We start from the raw sequence: 19155 nt of genomic DNA, 5'->3' as shown, positions 1-19155 counted from the left end.
CATATTCCAACAGGGGAGAATATTCCATGAAACGTAGAACTCTGCTGACCGCAGTCGCGGCGTCCGCTCTGGCGCTTGGCGCGGCCTTCCCGTCCTTCGCCGCCGATGCGGTGAAAGTCGGCTTCATCTATGTCGGTCCGAAAAACGACGGCGGCTGGTCGCAGCACCACCATGAGGCCGCGATGGTCATGGCCGAGCATTTCGGCGATGCGGTCGAAATCGTCGAACAGGAAAGCGTGCCCGAAGGCCCCGACGCCGAACGTGTGATGACCCAGATGGCCCTTTCCGGTGCCGACATCATCTTCACCACCTCCTTCGGTTACATGGATGCGACCATCAACGTCGCGGGCAAATTCCCGGACGTGAAATTCGAACACGCCACCGGCTATAAAACCGCGCCGAACGTCGGCGTCTACTCCGCCCGCTTCTACGAAGGCCGTGCGGTCGAGGGCTATCTCGCCGGTCACATGACCAAGTCGAACAAGATCGGCTACATCGGTTCCTTCCCGATCCCGGAAGTGATCCGCGGCATCAACTCCTCCTTCCTGCACGCCAAGAAAGAGAACCCGGACGTTGAAATGTCCGTCGTCTGGCTGAACACCTGGTTTGACCCGGCGAAAGAGGCCGACGCCGCACAAGCGATGATCGACCAAGGCATCGACGTCGTGCTTCAGCACACCGACTCCACCGCGCCGCAGATCACCGCGCAGAAGGCGGGCAACGTCTACACCTTCGGTCAGGCCGCCGACATGGCCGAATTCGGCCCGATGCCGCGCATCTCGTCCATCATCGACGAATGGGCGCCCTATTACATCGAGCGCGTTCAGGCCGTGATCGACGGCACCTGGGAATCGGACAACACCTGGGCCGGCATCGGTGACGGCATGGTCGGCATTGGCGAGATTTCCTCCGCTGTGCCGGAAGACGTGAAAGCGGGCGCCGAAGCGCTGCGCGATTCCATCTCCTCGGGCGAATACCACCCGTTCACCGGCCCGATCAACAAGCAGGACGGTTCTGCCTGGCTGGCCGAAGGCGAAGTGGCCGACGACGGCACGCTTGCGGGTATGAACTTCTACATCGAAGGTCTGACCGGCGAGATCCCGCAATAAGCGCTCCCGCCCTTCGGCGCGCCGCGGATCAGGGTCCGACAAAAGTCCGACAGGTATCCGACGCAAATCCGACAGTGAAAAAAGAGGCCCGTGCATCCCGCGCGGGCCTTTTGTCATATTCTCGCAACGTCGCATAACGCGTGACGTCAGACACATCAGAATATGTTTGACCACGATCAAAGTCGCGCCATGCTGCATATGCGAAAGACTGCCCATCGAAGAAACGCGAACAAGGAGACCCTCATGTCCTGGGTTGAAAAGAACGAAAGCATGCGCACTGCGCTGCGGGCCCTGAACAAGGCCAATGCGAACATCCCGGCAGGCTTCGGCGCCCTGTCGAAAGCCGCGCTCGAAGGCGATGCGCTGGATCACAAGACCAAGGAATTGCTGGCCACAGCCATCGCGGTGGCCGTGCGTTGCGAACCCTGTGTCGGGTTTCACGTCGAAGCGCTGATGAAATACGGTGGCACCCGGGAAGAGCTCACCGAAATGCTCGCCATGAACGTCCAGATGGGCGGCGGCCCGGTCCTGATGTATGCGGCCAAGGCCTTGGAATGCTGGGACGAATTGGCCGAGACGGGACTTGCGAAAAGCTGATCCCTTTAGGGGCAATCACATATGAAACAGGCGCGTGAGGGCTCCCTCCGCGCCTGTTTTTCATGCCGATGTCTGTGTCTTAGCCGTTCGACACCGAACAGATCTTGCCCCCGCTGCGGGTCTTGCACCCCACCTCGACCGACGGTTCGCGTTCGCCGAACAGCCAGGCGCTGAGGCGTTCGAAATAATACATTCCAAGCTCCCCGATGCTTGCATCTTCCGGCGGCCCGGCCACTTCTGCGACCTCTGCGGGCAGCTCAAGCGCCGCGCTCTCCCTCTGCGCAACCCGGTCCAGTTCGGCAAGGCTTTGCGGCGACGGGACACGCACGGTCGACGCGACCTCAGCCACATCCACCTTCTGCCCACCGCCCAGAACGCTTTGGGTCGTTGCAATGCTTTCAGCCACCGTTTGCATCGCATCGGGCGTTCCCTGCGTGAAGTGCGAAAAGGCCAGAAGAGCCACAACGATTCCGACGGCAAAGCTCATAAGCCTCAGTGTTTTCAGAAGAATTCTCACGGTTACAATCCCGGCCGACAACGTATGATCATTGTGAAAATGGCTGCGAAACCTGTCAGAAATGCGGAAAGCCTGCGGATATTCGAAGGAAAAATGGCCAAAATCGCACAAGACGGATGCGCTGGACGCCGCTCCGCGCAATTTGTAGTCTCCGCCCGAACAGAGGCTTCGGGAGGGCTGACATTGAAAATCTGCCGGACAAAACAGGACATCCGCGACACGGTCAAAACCTTTCAGGCGGCGGGCGAAAAGGTCGCGCTGGTGCCGACCATGGGCTATTTGCACGAGGGTCACATGACGCTGGTGCGCACCGCCAAGGCCAATGCCGTGCGTGTCATTGTGTCGATCTTCGTCAACCCGACGCAATTCGGCGAGGCCGCCGATCTCGCCGCCTACCCGCGCGATGAAGCGCGTGATTTCAAGATGTTGGAGACCGAGGGCGTCGATGCCGTATTCTGCCCCGCCGTCGAAGAGATGTATCATCCCCTGAAACAAACCACCGTGCTGACGGAAGACCTGGACAAGGTCCTGATGGGCGCGCTGCGTCCCGGCCATTTCAAGGGCGTCTGCACCGTGGTGACCAAGCTGTTCAACATCACCGGCGCCGACAAGGCGTTTTTCGGTGAAAAAGATTACCAGCAACTTCAGGTCATCAAGACGATGGTCCGCGATCTCGACATGCCGATCGAAATCACCGGCGTGCCGACCGTGCGCGATGTCGACGGGCTTGCCATGTCCTCGCGCAATGTGCGCCTGACACCGGAGGACCGGCAAGCGGCATTGATCCTGAACAAGGCGCTGGCCTTCGCCGATTACGAGGTCTCCGATGGCCGTACCGGGCCGGATCTCGAACAGGAAATCCGCGATTTCATCGCCCGCGAACCGCGCGCCAAACTGGAAAGCGTCGATGTGCGCGATGCCGAGACACTGGCCGAAGTACCCGGAGCGATCACGCGGCCCGTGGTGATCCTTCTGGCCGCGCGTTTCGGCGATGTGCTATTGATCGACCAAAGGGTCGCGAACCCTGCGTGAGGAGGAAACGCCATGTCATCACAAACCGAAACCATCCGCCGGGTCACCGTACCGCAAATCCGGGCACGCAAAGGGGGCGATCCCATCGTGTCGCTGACGGCCTATCATGCGCACACCGCCGCAATCGCTGAAAAATACTGCGATTTCCTGCTGGTGGGCGACAGCCTCGGCATGGTGATGCACGGCATGGAGAGCACCGTCGGCGTGTCTCTAGAGTTGATGATCATGCACGGCAAAGCAGTGGTGCGCGGCACCAAACGCGCGCTCGTGGTCGTGGATATGCCCTTTGGCTCCTATGAGGAAAGCCCGTCGCAAGCCTTCCGCAACGCCGCGAAGATCATGAAGGAAACTCAGTGTCAGGCCGTCAAACTCGAAGGCGGCGCGCGCATGGCGGAAACGATCAAATTCCTCTCCGAGCGCGGCATTCCGGTGATGGCCCATATCGGCCTGACGCCGCAATCGACCAACATCATGGGCGGGTTCAAGACCCAGGGCCGCGATGAGGACGACTGGCAATTCCACATCGACGACGCAATTGCCGTTTCTGAAGCCGGTGCCTTTGCCATCGTGGTCGAAGGCGTTGTCGAGCCTCTGGCCGATAAGATCACTAAAGCCGTCACCGTGCCGACCATTGGCATTGGAGCGTCGAAAACCTGCGATGGACAGATCTTGGTGATGGAAGATATGCTGGGCCTGAACGATTGGGTGCCGAAATTCGTCAAGAAATTCGGTGCAGTCGGCGCGGCCATCGAAGACGCCATCGCGTCTTATGCCGAAGACGTCAAATCGCGTGCTTTCCCGACGCAGGACAATGTCTACGGTTCTAAGAAATAAGAGTGAGCGCCCTTCGGGGCGCTTTTTGAGTATTTGGACTGCAATGAAAACCCGTTAGCCGCGCGTTAAGGTTAATGCGTCACAACATGTTTACGGTACAGGCTGGAGAGCCGATGACCGTCTGCGATGAAGACGCCCCGGCCCGTGGGCCGAAACCCTTCCGGTGACGCCACCGCGCTATGAACCGGCGGTCGGGGCGCACCTCTTCATTGCAGGTAAAATACTCATCCAACGCCTCTCTGCGCGCCACCGCACAGAAACCGTTCGCGCAAAGCCGTTTACGCACATACAGAAATGACCACATGATGAGGCAACAGCAGATACAGGAGTCTCACCATGACATTCCGTCCCGTCAAAGCGACCTCTGAAGGTCAGTTCACAATCGAAGGTGCAGGCGTCAATCTCTACCGCGCCTTCGGGTTTCATAAACCGCGCGAATTCGATCCGTTCCTCTTGTTCGACGATTTTCGCAACGACGATCCCAAGAAATTCGAAAAAGGCTTCCCTTGGCACCCGCATCGCGGCATCGAGACGATCACCTATGTCTTGGATGGCGAGGTGGAGCATGGCGACAGCCTTGGCAACAAGGGGGTACTGGGCAAAGGCTCCGTGCAATGGATGACGGCGGGCTCCGGCATCATGCATCAGGAAATGCCACGCGGGAATGCCGCAGGCCAGATGCACGGATTTCAGCTTTGGGCCAACCTGCCCTCCTCTCTCAAGATGACCGCGCCGCGCTATCAGGACATCCAGGGCAGCGACATCCCCGAGATCATCGACGACGACGGCACCAAGGTGAAGATCGTCACGGGATCGTTCTGGGGCAAGCGCGGGCCGGTCGATGGCATCGCCGCCGATCCGCTTTACCTCGATGTGTCTGTGCCGCCGAACACGCGAAAAGTGCTGCCTGTCGACACCTATGCCAACACTTTCGCCTATATCTTTGCGGGCAGTGCGTCCTTCCGCGATGCCTCAACGCCCTACGGCGTGCGGGTCGAGAAAGAAGTGAATGGCGAAGAGGTCAACATCCGCGATATGTCGGGCAACCGGACGCTGGTGAATTTCGACACCGGCAATGAGATCGTGGTGAACAGCGGCCCGGACGGCGTGCGGTTCCTGTTGATTTCCGGCCAGCCGATCAAGGAGCCGGTGGCCTGGCACGGTCCGATCGTGATGAACACGCGTGAGGAGTTGATGCAGGCGTTCAATGAGTTGAACAACGGCATGTTCATCAAGGATCTGCGCGATCATTGACAGCAAAACGCGCCCGGGACCCCGGGCGCGTTTCATATAATCTGATCACGAAATCAGAGCTTGTCGATAAAATCGTTCACCGCCTTACGGGCTTCTTCCTTTGTCTTGCCGTAGCGTTGCTGAATCTTGCCTTCGAGTTGCTCGCGGTTGCCCTCGGCCTCCGCCAGATCGTCGTCGGTCAATGCGCCCCATTCCTCACGAACGCGGCCTTTCATCTCTTTCCATTTGCCTTGAACCTGATCCCAATTCATCGGGAGCCTCCTTTCTGTGGCATTTCGTATCTGAAACAAAACGCCCGCCCCCCATATCTGGTTCCAGAAAGATCAGGCCACCGCCACCCGTTCCTTCCAGCTCGACACATCGAAACGCGCCTCATCCGGTGTCTTGCCGTAAGTGGCCGCAATCTCGCGTTCGAGGCGATCCCGATCCCCCGCGATCTCGTCGAGTTGTGCGTCGCTGAGCGCCCCCCATTCCTGTTTGGCCTTGGATTTGAAACGGAACCATTTGTCTTCGATGCTGGACCAGCGCATGATCTGTCCTTCCCGGTTTCACTGCATGTGTTGTCAGACCTTCAACGCAGCCTGACGCGAAATGGTTGCGATGCGATGAAACCCGGGCGCTTCACAACATTTCGGGCACAACCATGTCGGGCGGGCGCACGCCGTTGCGGAAATTGCAGATGTTGAGCATCACCCGCTCGCCCATCGCGATCCGCCCCTCCACCGTAGCCGAGCCCATATGCGGCAACAAAACCACATTGGGCAGCGCCCGGAGCCTTGGGTTGATCTGATGCCCGTGCTCGAACACATCGAGCCCCGCACCGCCGATCTGTCCCGCGCGCAGACCCCTGGTCAGGGCGTTTTCGTCGATCACCTCGCCGCGCGAGGTGTTGACGATCACCGCGGTGGGTTTCATCAGCTTGAGCCGCCGGGCGTTGATCAGGTGATAGGTCGCGGGCGTGTGCGGACTGTTGATCGAAAGGATGTCGATGCGCGACAGCATCTGATCGAGGCTCTCCCACCAGGTCGCCTCCAGCGCCGCTTCGGTCTCCGGGCGCAGACGATGCCGGTTGTGATAATGCACCGACAGGCCAAAGGCCTTGGCCCGGCGCGCCACCGCCTGACCGACCCGCCCCATACCGAGAATGCCAAGGCGTTTGCCGCCGAGACGCTGGCCGAGAAAGGCGGTCGGCGCCCAGCCCTGCCAATCGCCGGATTGCATCACTGCGAGGCCTTCGGGGATGCGCCGGGTGACCGAGAGGATCAGCGCCATCACCATATCCGCCGTATCCTCGGTCACCACATCGGGGGTGTTCGACACCATGATGCCGCGCGCCTGGGCTGCTGCCACGTCGATATGGTCGAGCCCCGCACCGTAATTGGCGATGAGCTTCAACCCCGGCCCGGCCTGCGCCAGCATCCCGGCGTCGATCCGGTCGGTGACACAGGGCACCAGCACATCCGCACGTCCCATGGCCGCGACCAGCGCATCGCGGTCGAGCTTGCGGTCCTCGTGGTTCAGTTCCACATCGAACAGTTCCGTCATCCGGGTTTCGACCGCCTCCGGCAAAGCCCGCGTGACGGCGACCCTGAGACGCTTTTGGGTCGAACCGTTCCCGTTCGTGACATTCCCCATATCGGTCCCCATGACTGCGCCCTCCCTTTCTTTTTCCACCCCATAGTGGCAAACTCGATTGCATCCCGGCAAGGCGTAAAGGATAAGATCGGGCAAGACAGGCTTACCGCGCACGTCTCATGCGGAGCCGTCGGATAACAGGCAAATCGGGTAGGCGGCAGATCGGGTTGGCAATGGTGAACAGTGGTCGATTTCTTGCGGGACGCGCCCTGATCCGGGTGGCGCTGCTCTGTCTGCTGGTGCTGAGCCCGGTTGCGGGACAGGCGGACAGTCCGACCCGCGGCCCCGTGACCAACCTGCCACTGCCGCGTTTCGTCTCACTCAAAAGCGACAAGGCCAATGCCCGGCGCGGACCGTCGCTGTCGCACCGGATCGACTGGGTCTTTGTCCACCGCGGCTATCCGCTTGAGGTCATTGCCGAATACGGTCACTGGCGGCGGGTGCGCGACATCGAGGGCGCAACCGGCTGGCTGCATTATTCCCTGATTTCCGGGGTACGCACGGCGCTTGTGACGGAGGACAGCATCGACCTGTTTTCCCGCCCCGATCCAACCTCCCGCTTGGCGGCGCAGGCGGAGAAAAACGTCATCCTGCGCCTTCTCGAATGTGATGTCTCATGGTGCAAGGTCTCTGCCGACGGGCAGAAAGGCTGGGCGTTGAAATCCGGACTCTGGGGGGTACGTCCGGATGAAATTCTGGAGTAACTCCGATGGAGCCGATCAAGTCCCCTCTCGCCGCCCGCAACATTCCCGCCGGGCTCAAATCCTGTGTCATCCACGGCTATGGCAGCTGGCATGAGGCCATCGCGCAGGGGCGGCACGATTTTTTCACGCGCCTGACCCCGATGCTCAAGGGCAAGGGGCTCACGACCTATCTCGTCGAGGGCAACACACGAACCTCGCGCGCACTCCTCGAAACCGATCATTTCCACATCATCGTCGGCGGGCCTGCGATGTACGGGCCGACGATCCTGCACGCCTACCCCTCCTATCTCTGGGGCTTCTGGTATTTCGACGAGCTGGGCCATGGCAAGGACAGTTCGCTGCGGTTCGCGCAGTATTGCCCCGATCCGGAGCGGCGCGAGGCGGCGGAATATTTCTTCAACGGTGTCACCGGCTACATGCTCCGCGAGAATGTCTCCAAGCTGCGCCAGGAGCCGCGGATGGATGCGCCGCTGCGCCCGGCCACCGCAACGATCCTGTGCCAGCCGCGCGAAACGCAGGTGCCCGGCTCGGCCTATCTGACCACCGAACAGATGATCGCCACGGCGGCGACATTCGACCGGGACGCGTTGGTTTACGTTAAACTCCACCCGCATCAGAGCAAGCAGGGCCGGCGGCAGATCCTCGAATTCTGCGAGAACCATCCGAATGTGAAACTCTCGGATGCCTCGCTGCACGATCTGATCGAAGCCGCGCGCGTCGTGATCACCCAGAACTCATCGGCGGGGTTCGAAGCCCTGATGCAGAAGAAGCCGGTGATCACCTGCGGCAAGAGCGATTACTGGCACGCGACGCTCACGCCGCGAAACGTCGCAGATCTCAAGGCGGCGATCGAGTTCGGTCCCGAGACCATGGGGGATTTCGACTATGAGGGCTACTTCCACTGGTTCCTCGAACGCCACTGCCTTGAACCCGTCAAGGACAATTTTGCGACCCGGGCCTGGGCGCGGATTCGTGACAAGCTCATGCTGGACTAAGCCCGCAATCCGGGGCATGACGGACCCATGCAGGACAAACATCTGAATCTCTCGGCAGGGATCGCCTCTGTCAGTGTCGCGACCGTTCTGGTAATCGCGAAAATCTGGGCGCTGAGCGCGACCGGTTCCATGTCGATCGCCGCCTCGCTGGCGGACAGTGCGATGGACCTTCTGGTGGCCTCGGGCGGGTTGCTGGCGATCTGGTACGCCTCACGGCCGCCCGACGAGGACCATACCTTCGGGCATACCTCTGCCGAGGATCTCGCGGCATTGGGCCAGTCGATCTTCATCTTTGTCTCCGGCGCGGTGATCGCCGTCACCTCGGTGCGCCGGATGCTCTCGCCCACGCCCCCCGAAATGACCTCCGAAGCGATCGGCGTTGGCGTGATGATCCTCTCGATTGTCCTCACCATTGCTCTGGTGCTCTGGCAGAAACACGTGGCACGCCGGACCCAATCGAAAGTGGTATCCGCCGACAGCCTGCACTATCTGGGCGATCTCGTGCCCAATATCGGCGCGATTGCCGCGCTGCTGGCCTCCTCCGCCTTTGGCTTCGACCGGCTCGACAGCGTGGTCGCGCTCGGGGCGGCGGCAATTTTGCTGGTCGGCGCGCTCAACATCGGCAAAAGCGCCTGGGACGCTCTGATGGACCGGGCCGCGCCGCAAGACATGGTCGACGAGATCGGCGACATGGCAAAGCACTTCCCCGGCATCTATGCCTATCACGACCTGAAAACCCGCATGGCCGGGTCGAAACCTTTCGTCAACATCCATATCGAGGTCAATGGCGACCAGACCCTGCGCGAGGCGCATGCAATCTCGGCCGGGCTGAAACGCGCGATCCTTGAGGCCTATCCCAATGCCGAAGTGATCATTCACAAGGACGTCGCGGGCGAGGCGGATTGACCGCCTCGCTTTTGAGTATTTAGGCCATCAGAAAAGCCTTATTCGGCGGCCAGAAGTCCTCGCCCCTTGAGCAGCGCCTCAACGCCGGGCATCCGGCCCCGGAAGGCTTTGTAAAGCGCTTCGGCATCCTTGGACCCGCCTTTGGACAGGATGTTCTCTTCAAGGCTTTTCGCCATGGCGGGATCGAAGGGCGAGGTTTCCTCGAAAGCCTCGAACGCATCCGCGTCCATCACTTCCGACCACATGTAGCTGTAATAGCCCGAACTGTAACCGTCGCCCGAGAAGACGTGCGAGAAATGCGGCGTCGCGTGGCGCATGGTGACGGCATGCGGCAGACCGATGCGTTTAAGCGTCTCCGCCTGCGCTGCCATCGGGTCTTTCGGTGCGGGGCCGTCATGGAAATCCAGATCGACCAGCGCCGAGGCCACATATTCCACGGTTGCAAACCCCTGATCGTAGGTCTGCGCGGCCAAAAGACGCTCCAACATATCGCGTGGCATCGGTTCGCCAGTCTTCGCATGGGTTGCGAATTCTTCGAGCACCTCAGGCACTTCGAGCCAATGTTCGTATAGCTGCGACGGCAATTCGACGAAATCGCGCGCCACCGAGGTGCCGGAAATCGACTCGTAGGTCACGTCAGACAACATCTGATGCAGCGCATGGCCGAACTCATGGAACAGGGTGCGTGCATCGTCATAGGACAACAGAGCCGGCTCGCCTTTTGGCGGTTTGGCAAAATTGCACACATTGAGGACGATGGGTCGAATGTCGCCCATGAGTTTCTGCTGGCTGCGCATCGCGGTACACCACGCGCCTGACCGCTTCGAGCCGCGCGCAAAATAATCGCCGATGAACACGGCGATATGTTTACCGTTCCGCGTCACGTTCCAGGCCCGTGCGTCGGGGTGATATGTCGTCACATCGAGCGGTTCGAATTCCAGCCCGAACAGACGATTGGCGCAGGTGAAGGCCGCCTCGATCATGCGTTCGAGTTGCAGATAGGGCTTGAGCTCCGCCTCATCGAGATCGTGCTCCGCCTTGCGGCGGATCGCGGAATAATAGCGCCAGTCCCAAGGTTCCAGATCGCCGTTGATGCCATCCTCGGCCATCATCTTCGACAGGATCGCAGCGTCCCGTTCGGCAGCCTCTTTCGCCGGCGCCCAGACCCGCATCAGCAGATCGCGCACATGCTCGGGCGTTTTGGCCATTTCGGTTTCGAGCTTGTAGGCTGCAAAGCTCTCATAGCCGAGCAATTTGGCGCGCTCTTCACGCAGCTCCAAAATCTCTTTTGCGATTTCGCGGTTGTCATTGGCATTACCATTCTCACCCCGCGCGGCCCAGGCCCGAAAGGCTTTTTCGCGCAGATCGCGACGCGGCGAGAATTGCAGGAAAGGCGTGATCAAAGACCGGGACAGCGTCACCACCGGCCCTTTCGCCCCCTTCTCTTCCCCCGCCGAATGCGCCGCATCGACCACGAACTGCGGCAGACCTTCGAGATCAGCCTCCTCCAGCTCCATGAACCAGTCCCGCTCATCCGCCAGAAGGTTTTGCGTAAACTGCGTTCCGAGGCTGGCCAAGCGCGATTTGATCGCCGCCATACGGTCTTTTTGCGCACCTTCGAGTTTCGCCCCGGAGCGCACGAAAGAGCGGCGGGTGAGCATCAATACACGCTGTTGTTCGTCCGTCAGATCAAGGGCCTCATGCGCCTGCCAGAGCCTTTCGATCCGGTTGAACAGCGCCTCATTGGCGGTGATTTCCGAACTATAGGCCGAGAGAACCGGAGACAGATCGCGCATCAACCCATCGCGCACATCGTTCGTGTCAGCACCCGCCATGCCGTAAAACGCGCCCAAGACCTTCGACAGGGTCGCATCGGCTTTTTCGAGCGCCTCAATCGTATTGGCGAAGGTCGGAGCCTCGGGGTTTTCGGCAATCGCCTTGATCGCCGCACGCCCCTCGGCAAGCGCGGCATCGACGGCGGGTTTGACATCCGCATCGGTCAGATCGGCGAAGGGCGGAAGATTGAAGGGCGTGTTCCACTCGGACAGGTAAGCGTTGGTCATGCGTGTCTCCTTTGGCGACAAAGCTATGCCTCGCGCGCGGTAAGGAAAAGGCCTAGGCGCCGCAAATCGGACAGTCGGAACGCTTTTTCACCGCGATGCTGCGCGTCTCGGCATAGAGCGCGTCATGGATCACGAGCCGCCCCTTAAGGCCCTGCCCGGCACCAGTGAGTTCTTTCACCGCCTCCATCGCCATCATCGTCCCCAAAATCCCCGGTAACGGGGCCGCAACACCCGCCTCCGCACAGCTCGGCACCATCCCCGGCGCGGGGCACTCAGGGAACACACATTGATAACAGGGGCCATTTTCATGGGTTTTATAGGTGCTGATTTGACCTTCCCATTGCGTGATCGCCGCAGCGATCAAGGTTTTGCCATGGGTCACACAGGCGCGATTGACAAGATAGCGCGTATCGAAATTATCCGTCCCGTCCAGCACCAGATCGTACTCGGCCACCAGATCCATCGCGTTCTCATCGAACGCCCGATGATAGGGGCGGACCTCGATGAACGGGTTCTGCGCCGTCATCGCCTCGGCGGCGGAAAACACCTTGGGCTGACCGAGGCGCGCATCCGTATGGATCACCTGCCGTTGCAGGTTCGAGGCCTCGACCACATCCGGGTCGATCACCCCGATCACGCCCACACCGGAGGCCGCCAGATATTGCAGCACCGGAGCACCAAGACCACCCGCGCCGATTACCAGAACCTTGGCATCTTTCAGTTTGCGCTGCCCCGGCCCGCCAATCTCGCGCAACAGGATGTGCCGCATGTAGCGATCAAGTTCCGCGGGGCGAAAACTGTCGCTCTTCTCTTCCGGCTCCCGCGCCTCCGCCCGCCGCCGCAGCGCCACAAGCCCGGCACGATAGGCCATGACGATCACCGCCGCAGCTCCGACCAAAAGCCATTCCCCCAGCGACCCGCCAAGGCTTAAACGTAATGCGTGCCCCTCGGGCAACACGGCAAGCGCCAAGATCACAGCCAGATAGAGAACCCCACTCATCGCCCACCGCGCCCGTATCGGCGCGCCGGTCAGCCAACCGATGCCCCAAAGCACCGCAGCGATGATCAGGAAATAACTCATTTGCGCCCGGTCGAGCCGAACCCACCCGCACCGCGCACGGTATCGGTCAGACTCTCGACCACGGTGTAATCGCCTTGCACCACAGGCGCGACGATCATCTGGCCGATGCGCTCACTATGGGTGACGTGAAACGCCTCCTGCCCGTGGTTGATCAGAAGAATGCCCACCGGCCCGCGGTAATCCGCGTCAATCGTACCCGGCGTGTTGACCATGGAAATCCCGTGTTTGAGCGCCAACCCGGAACGGGGCCGCACCTGAACCTCATAGCCCGGCGGAATTTCCATCGCGAAACCGGTCGGGATCAGTGCCCGTGCACCTGGTTCCAGAACCACACCAACCTCCCGCATCTCCGGCGGAAAATTCGCGCGCACATCGCCACCCGCCGCATGTTCGGTTTCATAGGACGGCAGCTTGATCTCGGGATCGGCCCCCTCGAGCCACTGGATCTTGATTGCGACGCTCATGTTTTCCCACACTGTTTTCTGATGGTTGAATTACTCAATTCTGCACAAGATGATCGGCGATCCGATAGGCTAGCTGGCGCGCCACCTCGTCCTTGCCCATGCGCGGCCATTCATCGGCCCCGCGCTCGGAAATCAGGGTGACGGCGTTTTCCGTCCCGCCCATGATGCCCGTCGCGGGGGAGACGTCATTGGCGACGATCCAGTCGCAGCCCTTGCGTTTGCGTTTCTCCGTCGCATGCGCGATCACGTCATCTGTCTCGGCGGCAAAGCCAACCACGAGACGAGGCCGCCCTTCCGCCATCTGGCTCACCCCCGCCAGAATGTCCGGGTTTTCGGAAAACTCCAGAATGGGCAGCTTACCCTGTGTTTTCTTGATTTTCGACCCACTCTCGGAGGCCACCCGCCAATCCGCGACGGCAGCGGCAAACACCGCCGCCTCGGCCGGCAGAGCCGCCTCCACTGCCGCTTTCATTTCGCGCGCGGTTTCCACCGGGATCACCCGCACCCCGAGCGGCGGCGGCACATCGGCGGGTCCCGTGACAAAACTCACATCGGCGCCCAGATCACGAAGAGCTATGGCAATCGCCGTGCCCTGCGCTCCCGAGGACCGGTTGGCGATATAACGCACCGGGTCGATGGGCTCATGCGTCGGACCGGAGGTGACAAGGATGTGCTTGCCCTTCAGCGGCCCATCGGTCAGCGCAGCCCGTATGGCGGCGACGATGTCGGGCGTCTCCGACAGGCGCCCGGGGCCGAACTCCCCACAGGCCATGCTGCCCTCTTCTGGCCCGACGAACAGCACACCGTCTCCCATAAGCGTCGCTACGTTGCGCTGACACGCGGGATATTCCCACATCCGTACATTCATCGCGGGGGCAACGAGCACGGGTTTGTCGGTCGCCATCAACAGGGTCGAGGCCAGATCGTTGGCCAGCCCCCCGGCCATCTTGCCCAGAAGATCGGCGGTGGCGGGCGATACGACCACAAGATCCGCGGCGCGAGACAGTTCGATATGCCCCATTTCCGCCTCGTCGGTGAGATCGAAGAGATCGCGATAGACCTTCTCGGCGGCCAGCGCGGAGACCGATAGCGGTGTGACGAACTCTTCGGCGGCTTTCGTCAGGACCGGCACAACCCGGACGCCTTCTTCGCGCAGGCGGCGGATCAGGTCCAGCGATTTGAACGCGGCAATGCCACCGCCGATGATCAGCAGAATGCTCTTTCCGTTCAGCATGACAGCTCTCCCTCAGGCCCGGACATGACGGTTTCGAGGATCGGTTCTAAGCTAAGCCCCGGCTTGAGACAATGCTCAGCCCGCGCCTCCGGTCTCGTCTTCGGATTGGCTCACGAACCCCGCACAGAGGTCGTCCCGCTCCACCGGGTCGGTGACAAGCCAGAGATCGTAGGGCGGCACGTCTTCCGGCATATGTTCCAATTGTCCGATGGACAGCACTTGCAACTCCGGCGCAGCCTGCGCCAGGACCGCAGGCATTCCCCAATCGACACGCGCATGGCCATTGCCGGTGATCACAGCGACCGGACCGCCGGTCGCCTCGAACGCCTCGATCACGGTGCGGGAAAAGGCGGCATCGCGCAGCCGCTGCGCCTCGACCATACCCGCCATCATCGCCATCGGCATCGCCCCGCAATGGGACTCGAACTGCATCTCTTGCCGGGCCTTTTGCATGTCATCCGGCAATAGACGATCAAGGCCGTAACGTGCAGCCTCCGCGCCAAACACCTCTGCCGCCCCGTCCGAGACAGCCGCGCGCACGGTGTCACGCGGCAGAGCCGCCCCGTAGACCGGTGCATCGCTCGCCGTAAAAATCGGGGAATACATGGAGAAATTGGGCCAACCGGAGTTCTCCCACTCAAGCGCCTGCGCCAGCCCTGCCGCATTCTGACGCAGCTCCGGCGTGACACGCGCTGCCTGCTCCGGGCTGAGCATTTCAAACACCACCGCCTTTGGCGCAAGCCCCGCGACCGCCCGCGCCTGATGCGCATGGTGCAATGGGTTGTCGTGGATTTCCCCGAGGATCACGACATCCGCCGGTTGCAACACATCGAGCGCATCCGGGGATATCTGCTCCGAAAATGCGGGGCTCGCAGCCAAAACGGTCACGAGGGCAATCGTCTCTTTCATGCGAGGAAGTTGTGGACCTCGTGCCGGTTGGTTTCAAGCACACTCCGCATTTTCTGCAGGGCCCCCGCCTCCAACTGCCGCACGCGTTCCTTCGACAGGGACAGTTCCTCGCCCAAGCTTTCCAGCGTACGCGGCTCATCCGCCAGCTTGCGTTCCCGCAGAATGAAGCGTTCGCGTTCGCTCAGCGTGTCCATCGCCTCGCCGAGCCACATCTTGAGCTGCGCCTGATCATGCGCCTCGCCGACCATTTCGGCGGTGGTTTCACCCTCGTCGGCAAGGGTCTCGATCCATTCGCGACCTTCCTCGTCGCCGGACTGTTGGGCGTTCAGAGAGAAATCCGAGCCGGACAGACGCCCGTCCATCATCTCGACATCTCTGAGCGGCACGCCGAGATCCATGGCGATCATCTGCAAGAGCTGATCGCGGTCGAGCGCCGCGCCCTGCGCCATGGCTTCGCGTTCAAGGCGGGCCTGCACCCGGCGCATGTTGAAGAACAGCGACTTCTGCGCCGAGGTGGAGCCGGTCCGCACCAGCGACCAGTTGCGCATGACGTAATCCTGCACCGAGGCCTTGATCCACCATACGGCATAGGTCGAAAACCGCACGCCGCGATCCGGGTCGAATTTCTCCGCGGCCTTCATCAGGCCAAGCCCGGCCTCCTGAATGAGGTCGTTCATCGGCGCGCCATAGCGCTTGAATTTCGCCGCCGTCGAGACCGCCAGCCGCATGTAAGCGGTGATCAGACGGTGCAGTGCCGCTTCATCATGATGGTCCCGCCAGGCGCGCGCAAGCTGCGTCTCCGTCTCGGCGTCCAACATTTCCGCTTTCATCGCCCGCCGTGGCAGGGCGTTGTCCGATGCAGTCAAATCGAGTGCCATTGTCCCCTCCTGAAGGTCTCTTGTGCGCTCTGGCTTCGGCTCAAAGGCAAGTCCGATGACGGCCATTTGCGAGCGGTGGCTACTCCTGATACGCAGAGCCTAACAAAATGGTTCCGAAATGGTTCTCACGATCATGTGCACAAATATGACAGTCGTCCTAGGCGGCGCCTCTTCCGGGAAGTCCGATTTTTCGGAAAAAATATGCGTTCACAGTGGTTTGAATAGAGTTTACCTGGCCAGCGCTCAGATCTACGATGAAGAAATGCGCACAAAGGCTGAGCGACACCGCACAAATCGTGGGGTCGATTGGTGCACAATCGAGGAGCCTTACGCTGCCGATCGGGTGATTTCCGAAGCTCTTGAGGGTCAGATTCTGTTGTTCGACTGCGCCACGCTCTGGCTGACGAACCATCTCCTGGCCGAACACGACCTCGACCGGGAAACCGACAAGCTGCTCGCCGCGATCCGCCAGAGCCCGGCGCAGATCGTCGTCGTCTCCAATGAGGTCGGGCTTGGCATCGTGCCGGAAAACGCCCTCGCCCGCCGGTTTCGCATCGCCCAAGGCGCGCTGAACCGGCGGCTTGCCGAGGAAGCGGCCACCGTCGTGGGCGTCATGGCCGGACTGCCTTTCGTGCTCAAGGGCAGCCTGCCGGAGGGGCTGCTGTGAGCCGCCTTTGGTTGATCCGTCATGGCCCGACGCACGCCAAAAGCTTTGTCGGCTGGAGCGATCTGCCCGCCGATCTGTCCGATCATGCCGCCATCGGTCGGTTGGAACAGGCTCTGCCGCAGGTGCCGGTGATCTCCTCCGATTTGAGTCGTGCCGTCGATACGGCAAGCGCCATTCAAGGCCCCCGCCCCCGGCTCTCGCACGATCCACGCCTGCGGGAGACCCATTTCGGAGACTGGGAATTGCTGCGCTGGCCGGAAATCGAAGCCCGCGACGGCGATCTGGCGCGTCAGGTCTTCGAGACCCCCGGAGATGTGGCGCCGCCCGGCGGAGAAAGCTGGAACACGTTTTCCGCGCGGGTGCATGCCGGGGTCCACGACCTTGCCGGAGAAACCATCGTCGTCGCCCATATGGGGGTGATCCTTGCGCTGTTGCAAAAGGCGCTGAAGTGTTCCGCCCATGAGGTCCTTGCACATCGCATCGACCCGTTATCCGCCACCGTGATTGACTGTCCGCAAGGCCTGTCGGGTCCCTGGTCTTGCGCTCAGAAAAATCACAAATATTGATTATTTTTTCGACAAATATGAATTTTCATGATGAATTAAGCCCCTCTATGTTAATCGCAACATCAGGAGGTGCCCATGTCATACGATCTTTTCATTGGCGATAAAAGCTTTTCGAGCTGGTCCCTGCGCGGCTGGCTCCTGTTCGAGAAATTCGGCATCCCCTACCGCGAAATCATGACCGGTCTCTACACCGGCACGATGCAACAAGATCTCGCGCCGCTCTCTCCCGCCCGTTTCGTCCCCACGGCCCGCACGCCCGAAGGCTGGGTGATCGGTGAAAGCATCGCTCTGGCTGAAACCCTGGCCGAACGTCACCCGGAGGCCGGTCACTGGCCCGCCGATCCGCAGGCCCGGATTTATGCCCGTTGGCTGGTCGCAGAGATGCACGCAGGCTTCACCGAACTCCGCTCCGCCTGCGCCATGCAGCTTTTGCATCGCTACGAGGGGTTTGCGATCAGCGATGCGGTTCAGGCCGACCTCGACCGCCTCGAGCTTGTCCTCGGCCATGCCTTCGAGCACTTCTCGGGCGATGGGCCCTGGCTCTTTGGCGCCTATTCCGCCGCCGATGTGTTTTACGCCCCGGTTGCGGCGCGGATCACCGGCTATGGCCTGCCGGTCTCCGAGCGTCTCGCCGCCTATGTGAACGCGCATCTCGCCGATCCTGCGTTTCAGAAATGGCGCACCGACGGGCTGAACATCAGCTACGATCCGGTGCCCTACGCGATGGATCTGCCGAAGCTGGACTGGCCCCAGTCGATATAAATTCACCACGCCCCATCTCCCGTTAACCATTTGCTAACCACGTTCGCGGTAGCACGGGTTAACATGTGTTAACGGGAGTTTCAGGCCATGGTCGCACGGACCTTTTCCGTTGCCTTCGAAGGCGTTGAAGCGCGTCGCATCGAAGTGCAATGCGCCATCGCGCCGGGCCTGCCAAGTTTCACTATTGTGTAGATTATTGTAAAACTACTTTTTTCATTTGGCCGATGCGCTCATTAAGCGCTTAATCGTCCAACGTGCGCTCCACGAAGCCTACCAACTCGCGAAATCTGCTAGTGTCACTGGCCCCACCGAGCAACGCGCGCATAAGCCGCTGGCACATCGGCCTTGATCCGAGAAACCGTGAACTTTGTCAGGCCAATTTGCCGGCCGATCTCGTTCACACCGGTGCCAGCTTCGAGCAATTCGACAACGCGGTCGATCTGGTCCTTGGAATATGAGGGCTTTCGCCCCTTGTATGCCTCAGGATCAATCCGTTTCCGGTGAGCATGTCCTGCTTTCGCGGCAAGTTTCGTGGCTTCGGCCTGCGCTTGGGCCGATGCCGCCATGAATGAGATCATCGCGTCCCGAATTGCCTTCTGCATCGGGTCGTTTGTCTGGCCGTCGAAGGTCATATTGTTGATAACGGTCCTGATCGTGACGCCCATCTCCACGAATTGCCGAATATTCGACGTGACATCCTCGTAATTGCGACCCAATCGGTCGACCCAGCGGACAACCAACGTGTCTCCCGCCCGCAATTTGTCGAATAGCCGCCTACCGCCCGGTCTTTCCCTGAGAGGAACCGACAATCCCGAGACTCCATTGTCCTCAACCACATCATCAATCTGGAAACCCGCCGCCAATGCCTGATCCTTCTGGTGATCTACCGTCTGATCTGCGGTCGAGACCCGCGCATACAAGATAATTGCCATTCTTCGCCTTCCCATG

The 19155-nt window shown here is 60.8% G+C and carries 22 protein-coding genes; 11 read left to right on the top strand and 11 right to left on the bottom strand.

Annotation, left to right across the window (positions count from 1 at the left end):
• Positions 1-26 precede the first annotated feature (26 nt).
• Together NH195_RS19445 and NH195_RS19440 are read left to right on the top strand one after the other, a co-directional pair.
• Positions 27-1109, top strand: a complete 1083-nt coding sequence (locus NH195_RS19445) for a BMP family ABC transporter substrate-binding protein (RefSeq protein ID WP_066711041.1) — start codon at positions 27-29, stop codon at positions 1107-1109.
• Between the two features lie 243 nt (positions 1110-1352).
• Positions 1353-1706 (top strand): carboxymuconolactone decarboxylase family protein, encoded by a 354-nt coding sequence (locus NH195_RS19440; protein WP_066711039.1) that lies wholly within the window; start codon positions 1353-1355, stop codon positions 1704-1706.
• 79 nt (positions 1707-1785) lie between these two features.
• Here the strand turns inward: NH195_RS19440 and NH195_RS19435 are convergent, their stop codons facing one another.
• Positions 1786-2193 (bottom strand): hypothetical protein, encoded by a 408-nt coding sequence (locus tag NH195_RS19435; protein ID WP_066711038.1) that lies wholly within the window; start codon positions 2191-2193, stop codon positions 1786-1788.
• A 213-nt stretch (positions 2194-2406) separates the two neighbouring features.
• Here NH195_RS19435 and panC point away from each other — a divergent pair, with 213 nt between their 5' ends.
• From panC to NH195_RS19420, 3 genes are all read left to right on the top strand, one after another.
• Positions 2407-3255 (top strand): pantoate--beta-alanine ligase, encoded by an 849-nt coding sequence (gene panC, locus NH195_RS19430; RefSeq protein ID WP_066711088.1) that lies wholly within the window; start codon positions 2407-2409, stop codon positions 3253-3255.
• A 12-nt stretch (positions 3256-3267) separates the two neighbouring features.
• Entirely contained in the window at positions 3268-4089 is an 822-nt protein-coding gene (panB, locus tag NH195_RS19425; RefSeq protein ID WP_066711037.1) for a 3-methyl-2-oxobutanoate hydroxymethyltransferase, read from the top strand.
• 336 nt (positions 4090-4425) lie between these two features.
• Positions 4426-5343 (top strand): pirin family protein, encoded by a 918-nt coding sequence (locus NH195_RS19420; RefSeq protein WP_066711035.1) that lies wholly within the window; start codon positions 4426-4428, stop codon positions 5341-5343.
• Between the two features lie 53 nt (positions 5344-5396).
• Here NH195_RS19420 and NH195_RS19415 read toward each other — a convergent pair whose 3' ends face one another.
• The 3 genes from NH195_RS19415 to NH195_RS19405 form a co-directional block, all read right to left on the bottom strand.
• Positions 5397-5594, bottom strand: a complete 198-nt coding sequence (locus NH195_RS19415; RefSeq protein ID WP_066711034.1) for a CsbD family protein — start codon at positions 5592-5594, stop codon at positions 5397-5399.
• Positions 5595-5666: 72 nt separating this feature from the next.
• On the bottom strand, positions 5667-5873 hold the full coding sequence (locus NH195_RS19410) for a CsbD family protein (protein WP_066711033.1): 207 nt from the start codon (positions 5871-5873) through the stop codon (positions 5667-5669).
• A 91-nt stretch (positions 5874-5964) separates the two neighbouring features.
• On the bottom strand, positions 5965-6990 hold the full coding sequence (locus NH195_RS19405; protein WP_274377304.1) for a 2-hydroxyacid dehydrogenase: 1026 nt from the start codon (positions 6988-6990) through the stop codon (positions 5965-5967).
• A gap of 161 nt (positions 6991-7151) precedes the next feature.
• Here NH195_RS19405 and NH195_RS19400 point away from each other — a divergent pair, with 161 nt between their 5' ends.
• Genes NH195_RS19400 through NH195_RS19390 form a run of 3 tightly spaced genes read left to right on the top strand, consistent with a single transcriptional unit; the run spans position 7152 to position 9583 of the window.
• Positions 7152-7682 carry an SH3 domain-containing protein gene (locus tag NH195_RS19400; RefSeq protein ID WP_066711031.1) on the top strand — a complete coding sequence of 177 codons (531 nt, stop codon included), beginning with the start codon at positions 7152-7154 and terminating at the stop codon, positions 7680-7682.
• Between the two features lie 5 nt (positions 7683-7687).
• Positions 7688-8677, top strand: a complete 990-nt coding sequence (locus NH195_RS19395; RefSeq protein WP_066711030.1) for a capsular polysaccharide export protein, LipB/KpsS family — start codon at positions 7688-7690, stop codon at positions 8675-8677.
• 27 nt (positions 8678-8704) lie between these two features.
• A complete protein-coding gene (locus tag NH195_RS19390) occupies positions 8705-9583 on the top strand; it encodes a cation diffusion facilitator family transporter (protein ID WP_066711025.1) in 879 nt (292 codons plus the stop codon).
• Positions 9584-9621: 38 nt separating this feature from the next.
• On the opposite strand, the gene NH195_RS19385 is transcribed toward NH195_RS19390, so the two are convergent.
• The 6 genes from NH195_RS19385 to NH195_RS19360 all read right to left on the bottom strand — a co-directional run bounded on the left by NH195_RS19385 (position 9622) and on the right by NH195_RS19360 (position 16212).
• The gene (locus tag NH195_RS19385; RefSeq protein WP_066711023.1) at positions 9622-11646 is read right to left on the bottom strand and encodes a M3 family metallopeptidase; all 2025 of its coding nucleotides are present in this window, start codon (positions 11644-11646) and stop codon (positions 9622-9624) included.
• A gap of 52 nt (positions 11647-11698) precedes the next feature.
• The gene (locus NH195_RS19380; protein ID WP_066711021.1) at positions 11699-12727 is read right to left on the bottom strand and encodes a HesA/MoeB/ThiF family protein; all 1029 of its coding nucleotides are present in this window, start codon (positions 12725-12727) and stop codon (positions 11699-11701) included.
• Complete coding sequence (gene dut, locus NH195_RS19375) at positions 12724-13191, bottom strand: dUTP diphosphatase (protein ID WP_066711017.1); 468 nt, start codon at positions 13189-13191, stop codon at positions 12724-12726. Before dut ends, NH195_RS19380 begins: the two co-directional genes overlap by 4 nt.
• 34 nt (positions 13192-13225) lie before the next feature.
• Entirely contained in the window at positions 13226-14425 is a 1200-nt protein-coding gene (gene coaBC, locus NH195_RS19370; RefSeq protein ID WP_066711015.1) for a bifunctional phosphopantothenoylcysteine decarboxylase/phosphopantothenate--cysteine ligase CoaBC, read from the bottom strand.
• A gap of 75 nt (positions 14426-14500) precedes the next feature.
• Positions 14501-15334 carry a ChaN family lipoprotein gene (locus NH195_RS19365; RefSeq protein ID WP_066711013.1) on the bottom strand — a complete coding sequence of 278 codons (834 nt, stop codon included), beginning with the start codon at positions 15332-15334 and terminating at the stop codon, positions 14501-14503.
• Positions 15331-16212, bottom strand: a complete 882-nt coding sequence (locus NH195_RS19360) for an RNA polymerase factor sigma-32 (protein WP_066711011.1) — start codon at positions 16210-16212, stop codon at positions 15331-15333. Before NH195_RS19360 ends, NH195_RS19365 begins: the two co-directional genes overlap by 4 nt.
• A gap of 118 nt (positions 16213-16330) precedes the next feature.
• Here NH195_RS19360 and cobU point away from each other — a divergent pair, with 118 nt between their 5' ends.
• The 3 genes from cobU (at position 16331) to NH195_RS19345 (ending at position 18207) form a co-directional block, all read left to right on the top strand.
• A complete protein-coding gene (cobU, locus tag NH195_RS19355; protein WP_338012227.1) occupies positions 16331-16879 on the top strand; it encodes a bifunctional adenosylcobinamide kinase/adenosylcobinamide-phosphate guanylyltransferase in 549 nt (182 codons plus the stop codon).
• Complete coding sequence (locus tag NH195_RS19350) at positions 16876-17445, top strand: histidine phosphatase family protein (protein ID WP_066711010.1); 570 nt, start codon at positions 16876-16878, stop codon at positions 17443-17445. Before cobU ends, NH195_RS19350 begins: the two co-directional genes overlap by 4 nt.
• 75 nt (positions 17446-17520) lie before the next feature.
• Positions 17521-18207, top strand: coding sequence for a glutathione S-transferase (locus tag NH195_RS19345; RefSeq protein ID WP_066711009.1), 687 nt, complete (start codon positions 17521-17523; stop codon positions 18205-18207).
• 296 nt (positions 18208-18503) lie between these two features.
• Here the strand turns inward: NH195_RS19345 and NH195_RS19340 are convergent, their stop codons facing one another.
• Positions 18504-19139 (bottom strand): recombinase family protein, encoded by a 636-nt coding sequence (locus NH195_RS19340; protein WP_066711008.1) that lies wholly within the window; start codon positions 19137-19139, stop codon positions 18504-18506.
• Positions 19140-19155: the final 16 nt, after the last annotated feature.

Origin of the sequence: Celeribacter ethanolicus (assembly GCF_001550095.1) — a bacterium.
Taxonomy (GTDB): domain Bacteria; phylum Pseudomonadota; class Alphaproteobacteria; order Rhodobacterales; family Rhodobacteraceae; genus Celeribacter; species Celeribacter ethanolicus.
Note: the sequence above shows the minus strand (reverse complement) of the source record. Positions and strands in the feature narration are given on the sequence as shown.

Coding starts and splice junctions, on each gene's coding strand:
- NH195_RS19445 (WP_066711041.1), top strand. CDS start 27: ATGAAACGTAGAACTCTGCTGACCGCAGTCGCGGCGTCCGCTCTGGCG.
- NH195_RS19440 (WP_066711039.1), top strand. CDS start 1,353: ATGTCCTGGGTTGAAAAGAACGAAAGCATGCGCACTGCGCTGCGGGCC.
- NH195_RS19435 (WP_066711038.1), bottom strand. CDS start 2,193: ATGAGCTTTGCCGTCGGAATCGTTGTGGCTCTTCTGGCCTTTTCGCAC.
- panB (WP_066711037.1), top strand. CDS start 3,268: ATGTCATCACAAACCGAAACCATCCGCCGGGTCACCGTACCGCAAATC.
- NH195_RS19420 (WP_066711035.1), top strand. CDS start 4,426: ATGACATTCCGTCCCGTCAAAGCGACCTCTGAAGGTCAGTTCACAATC.
- NH195_RS19415 (WP_066711034.1), bottom strand. CDS start 5,594: ATGAATTGGGATCAGGTTCAAGGCAAATGGAAAGAGATGAAAGGCCGC.
- NH195_RS19410 (WP_066711033.1), bottom strand. CDS start 5,873: ATGCGCTGGTCCAGCATCGAAGACAAATGGTTCCGTTTCAAATCCAAG.
- NH195_RS19405 (WP_274377304.1), bottom strand. CDS start 6,990: ATGGGGACCGATATGGGGAATGTCACGAACGGGAACGGTTCGACCCAA.
- NH195_RS19400 (WP_066711031.1), top strand. CDS start 7,152: ATGGTGAACAGTGGTCGATTTCTTGCGGGACGCGCCCTGATCCGGGTG.
- NH195_RS19395 (WP_066711030.1), top strand. CDS start 7,688: ATGGAGCCGATCAAGTCCCCTCTCGCCGCCCGCAACATTCCCGCCGGG.
- NH195_RS19390 (WP_066711025.1), top strand. CDS start 8,705: ATGCAGGACAAACATCTGAATCTCTCGGCAGGGATCGCCTCTGTCAGT.
- NH195_RS19385 (WP_066711023.1), bottom strand. CDS start 11,646: ATGACCAACGCTTACCTGTCCGAGTGGAACACGCCCTTCAATCTTCCG.
- NH195_RS19380 (WP_066711021.1), bottom strand. CDS start 12,727: ATGAGTTATTTCCTGATCATCGCTGCGGTGCTTTGGGGCATCGGTTGG.
- dut (WP_066711017.1), bottom strand. CDS start 13,191: ATGAGCGTCGCAATCAAGATCCAGTGGCTCGAGGGGGCCGATCCCGAG.
- coaBC (WP_066711015.1), bottom strand. CDS start 14,425: ATGCTGAACGGAAAGAGCATTCTGCTGATCATCGGCGGTGGCATTGCC.
- NH195_RS19365 (WP_066711013.1), bottom strand. CDS start 15,334: ATGAAAGAGACGATTGCCCTCGTGACCGTTTTGGCTGCGAGCCCCGCA.
- NH195_RS19360 (WP_066711011.1), bottom strand. CDS start 16,212: ATGGCACTCGATTTGACTGCATCGGACAACGCCCTGCCACGGCGGGCG.
- cobU (WP_338012227.1), top strand. CDS start 16,331: ATGGTTCTCACGATCATGTGCACAAATATGACAGTCGTCCTAGGCGGC.
- NH195_RS19345 (WP_066711009.1), top strand. CDS start 17,521: ATGTCATACGATCTTTTCATTGGCGATAAAAGCTTTTCGAGCTGGTCC.
- NH195_RS19340 (WP_066711008.1), bottom strand. CDS start 19,139: ATGGCAATTATCTTGTATGCGCGGGTCTCGACCGCAGATCAGACGGTA.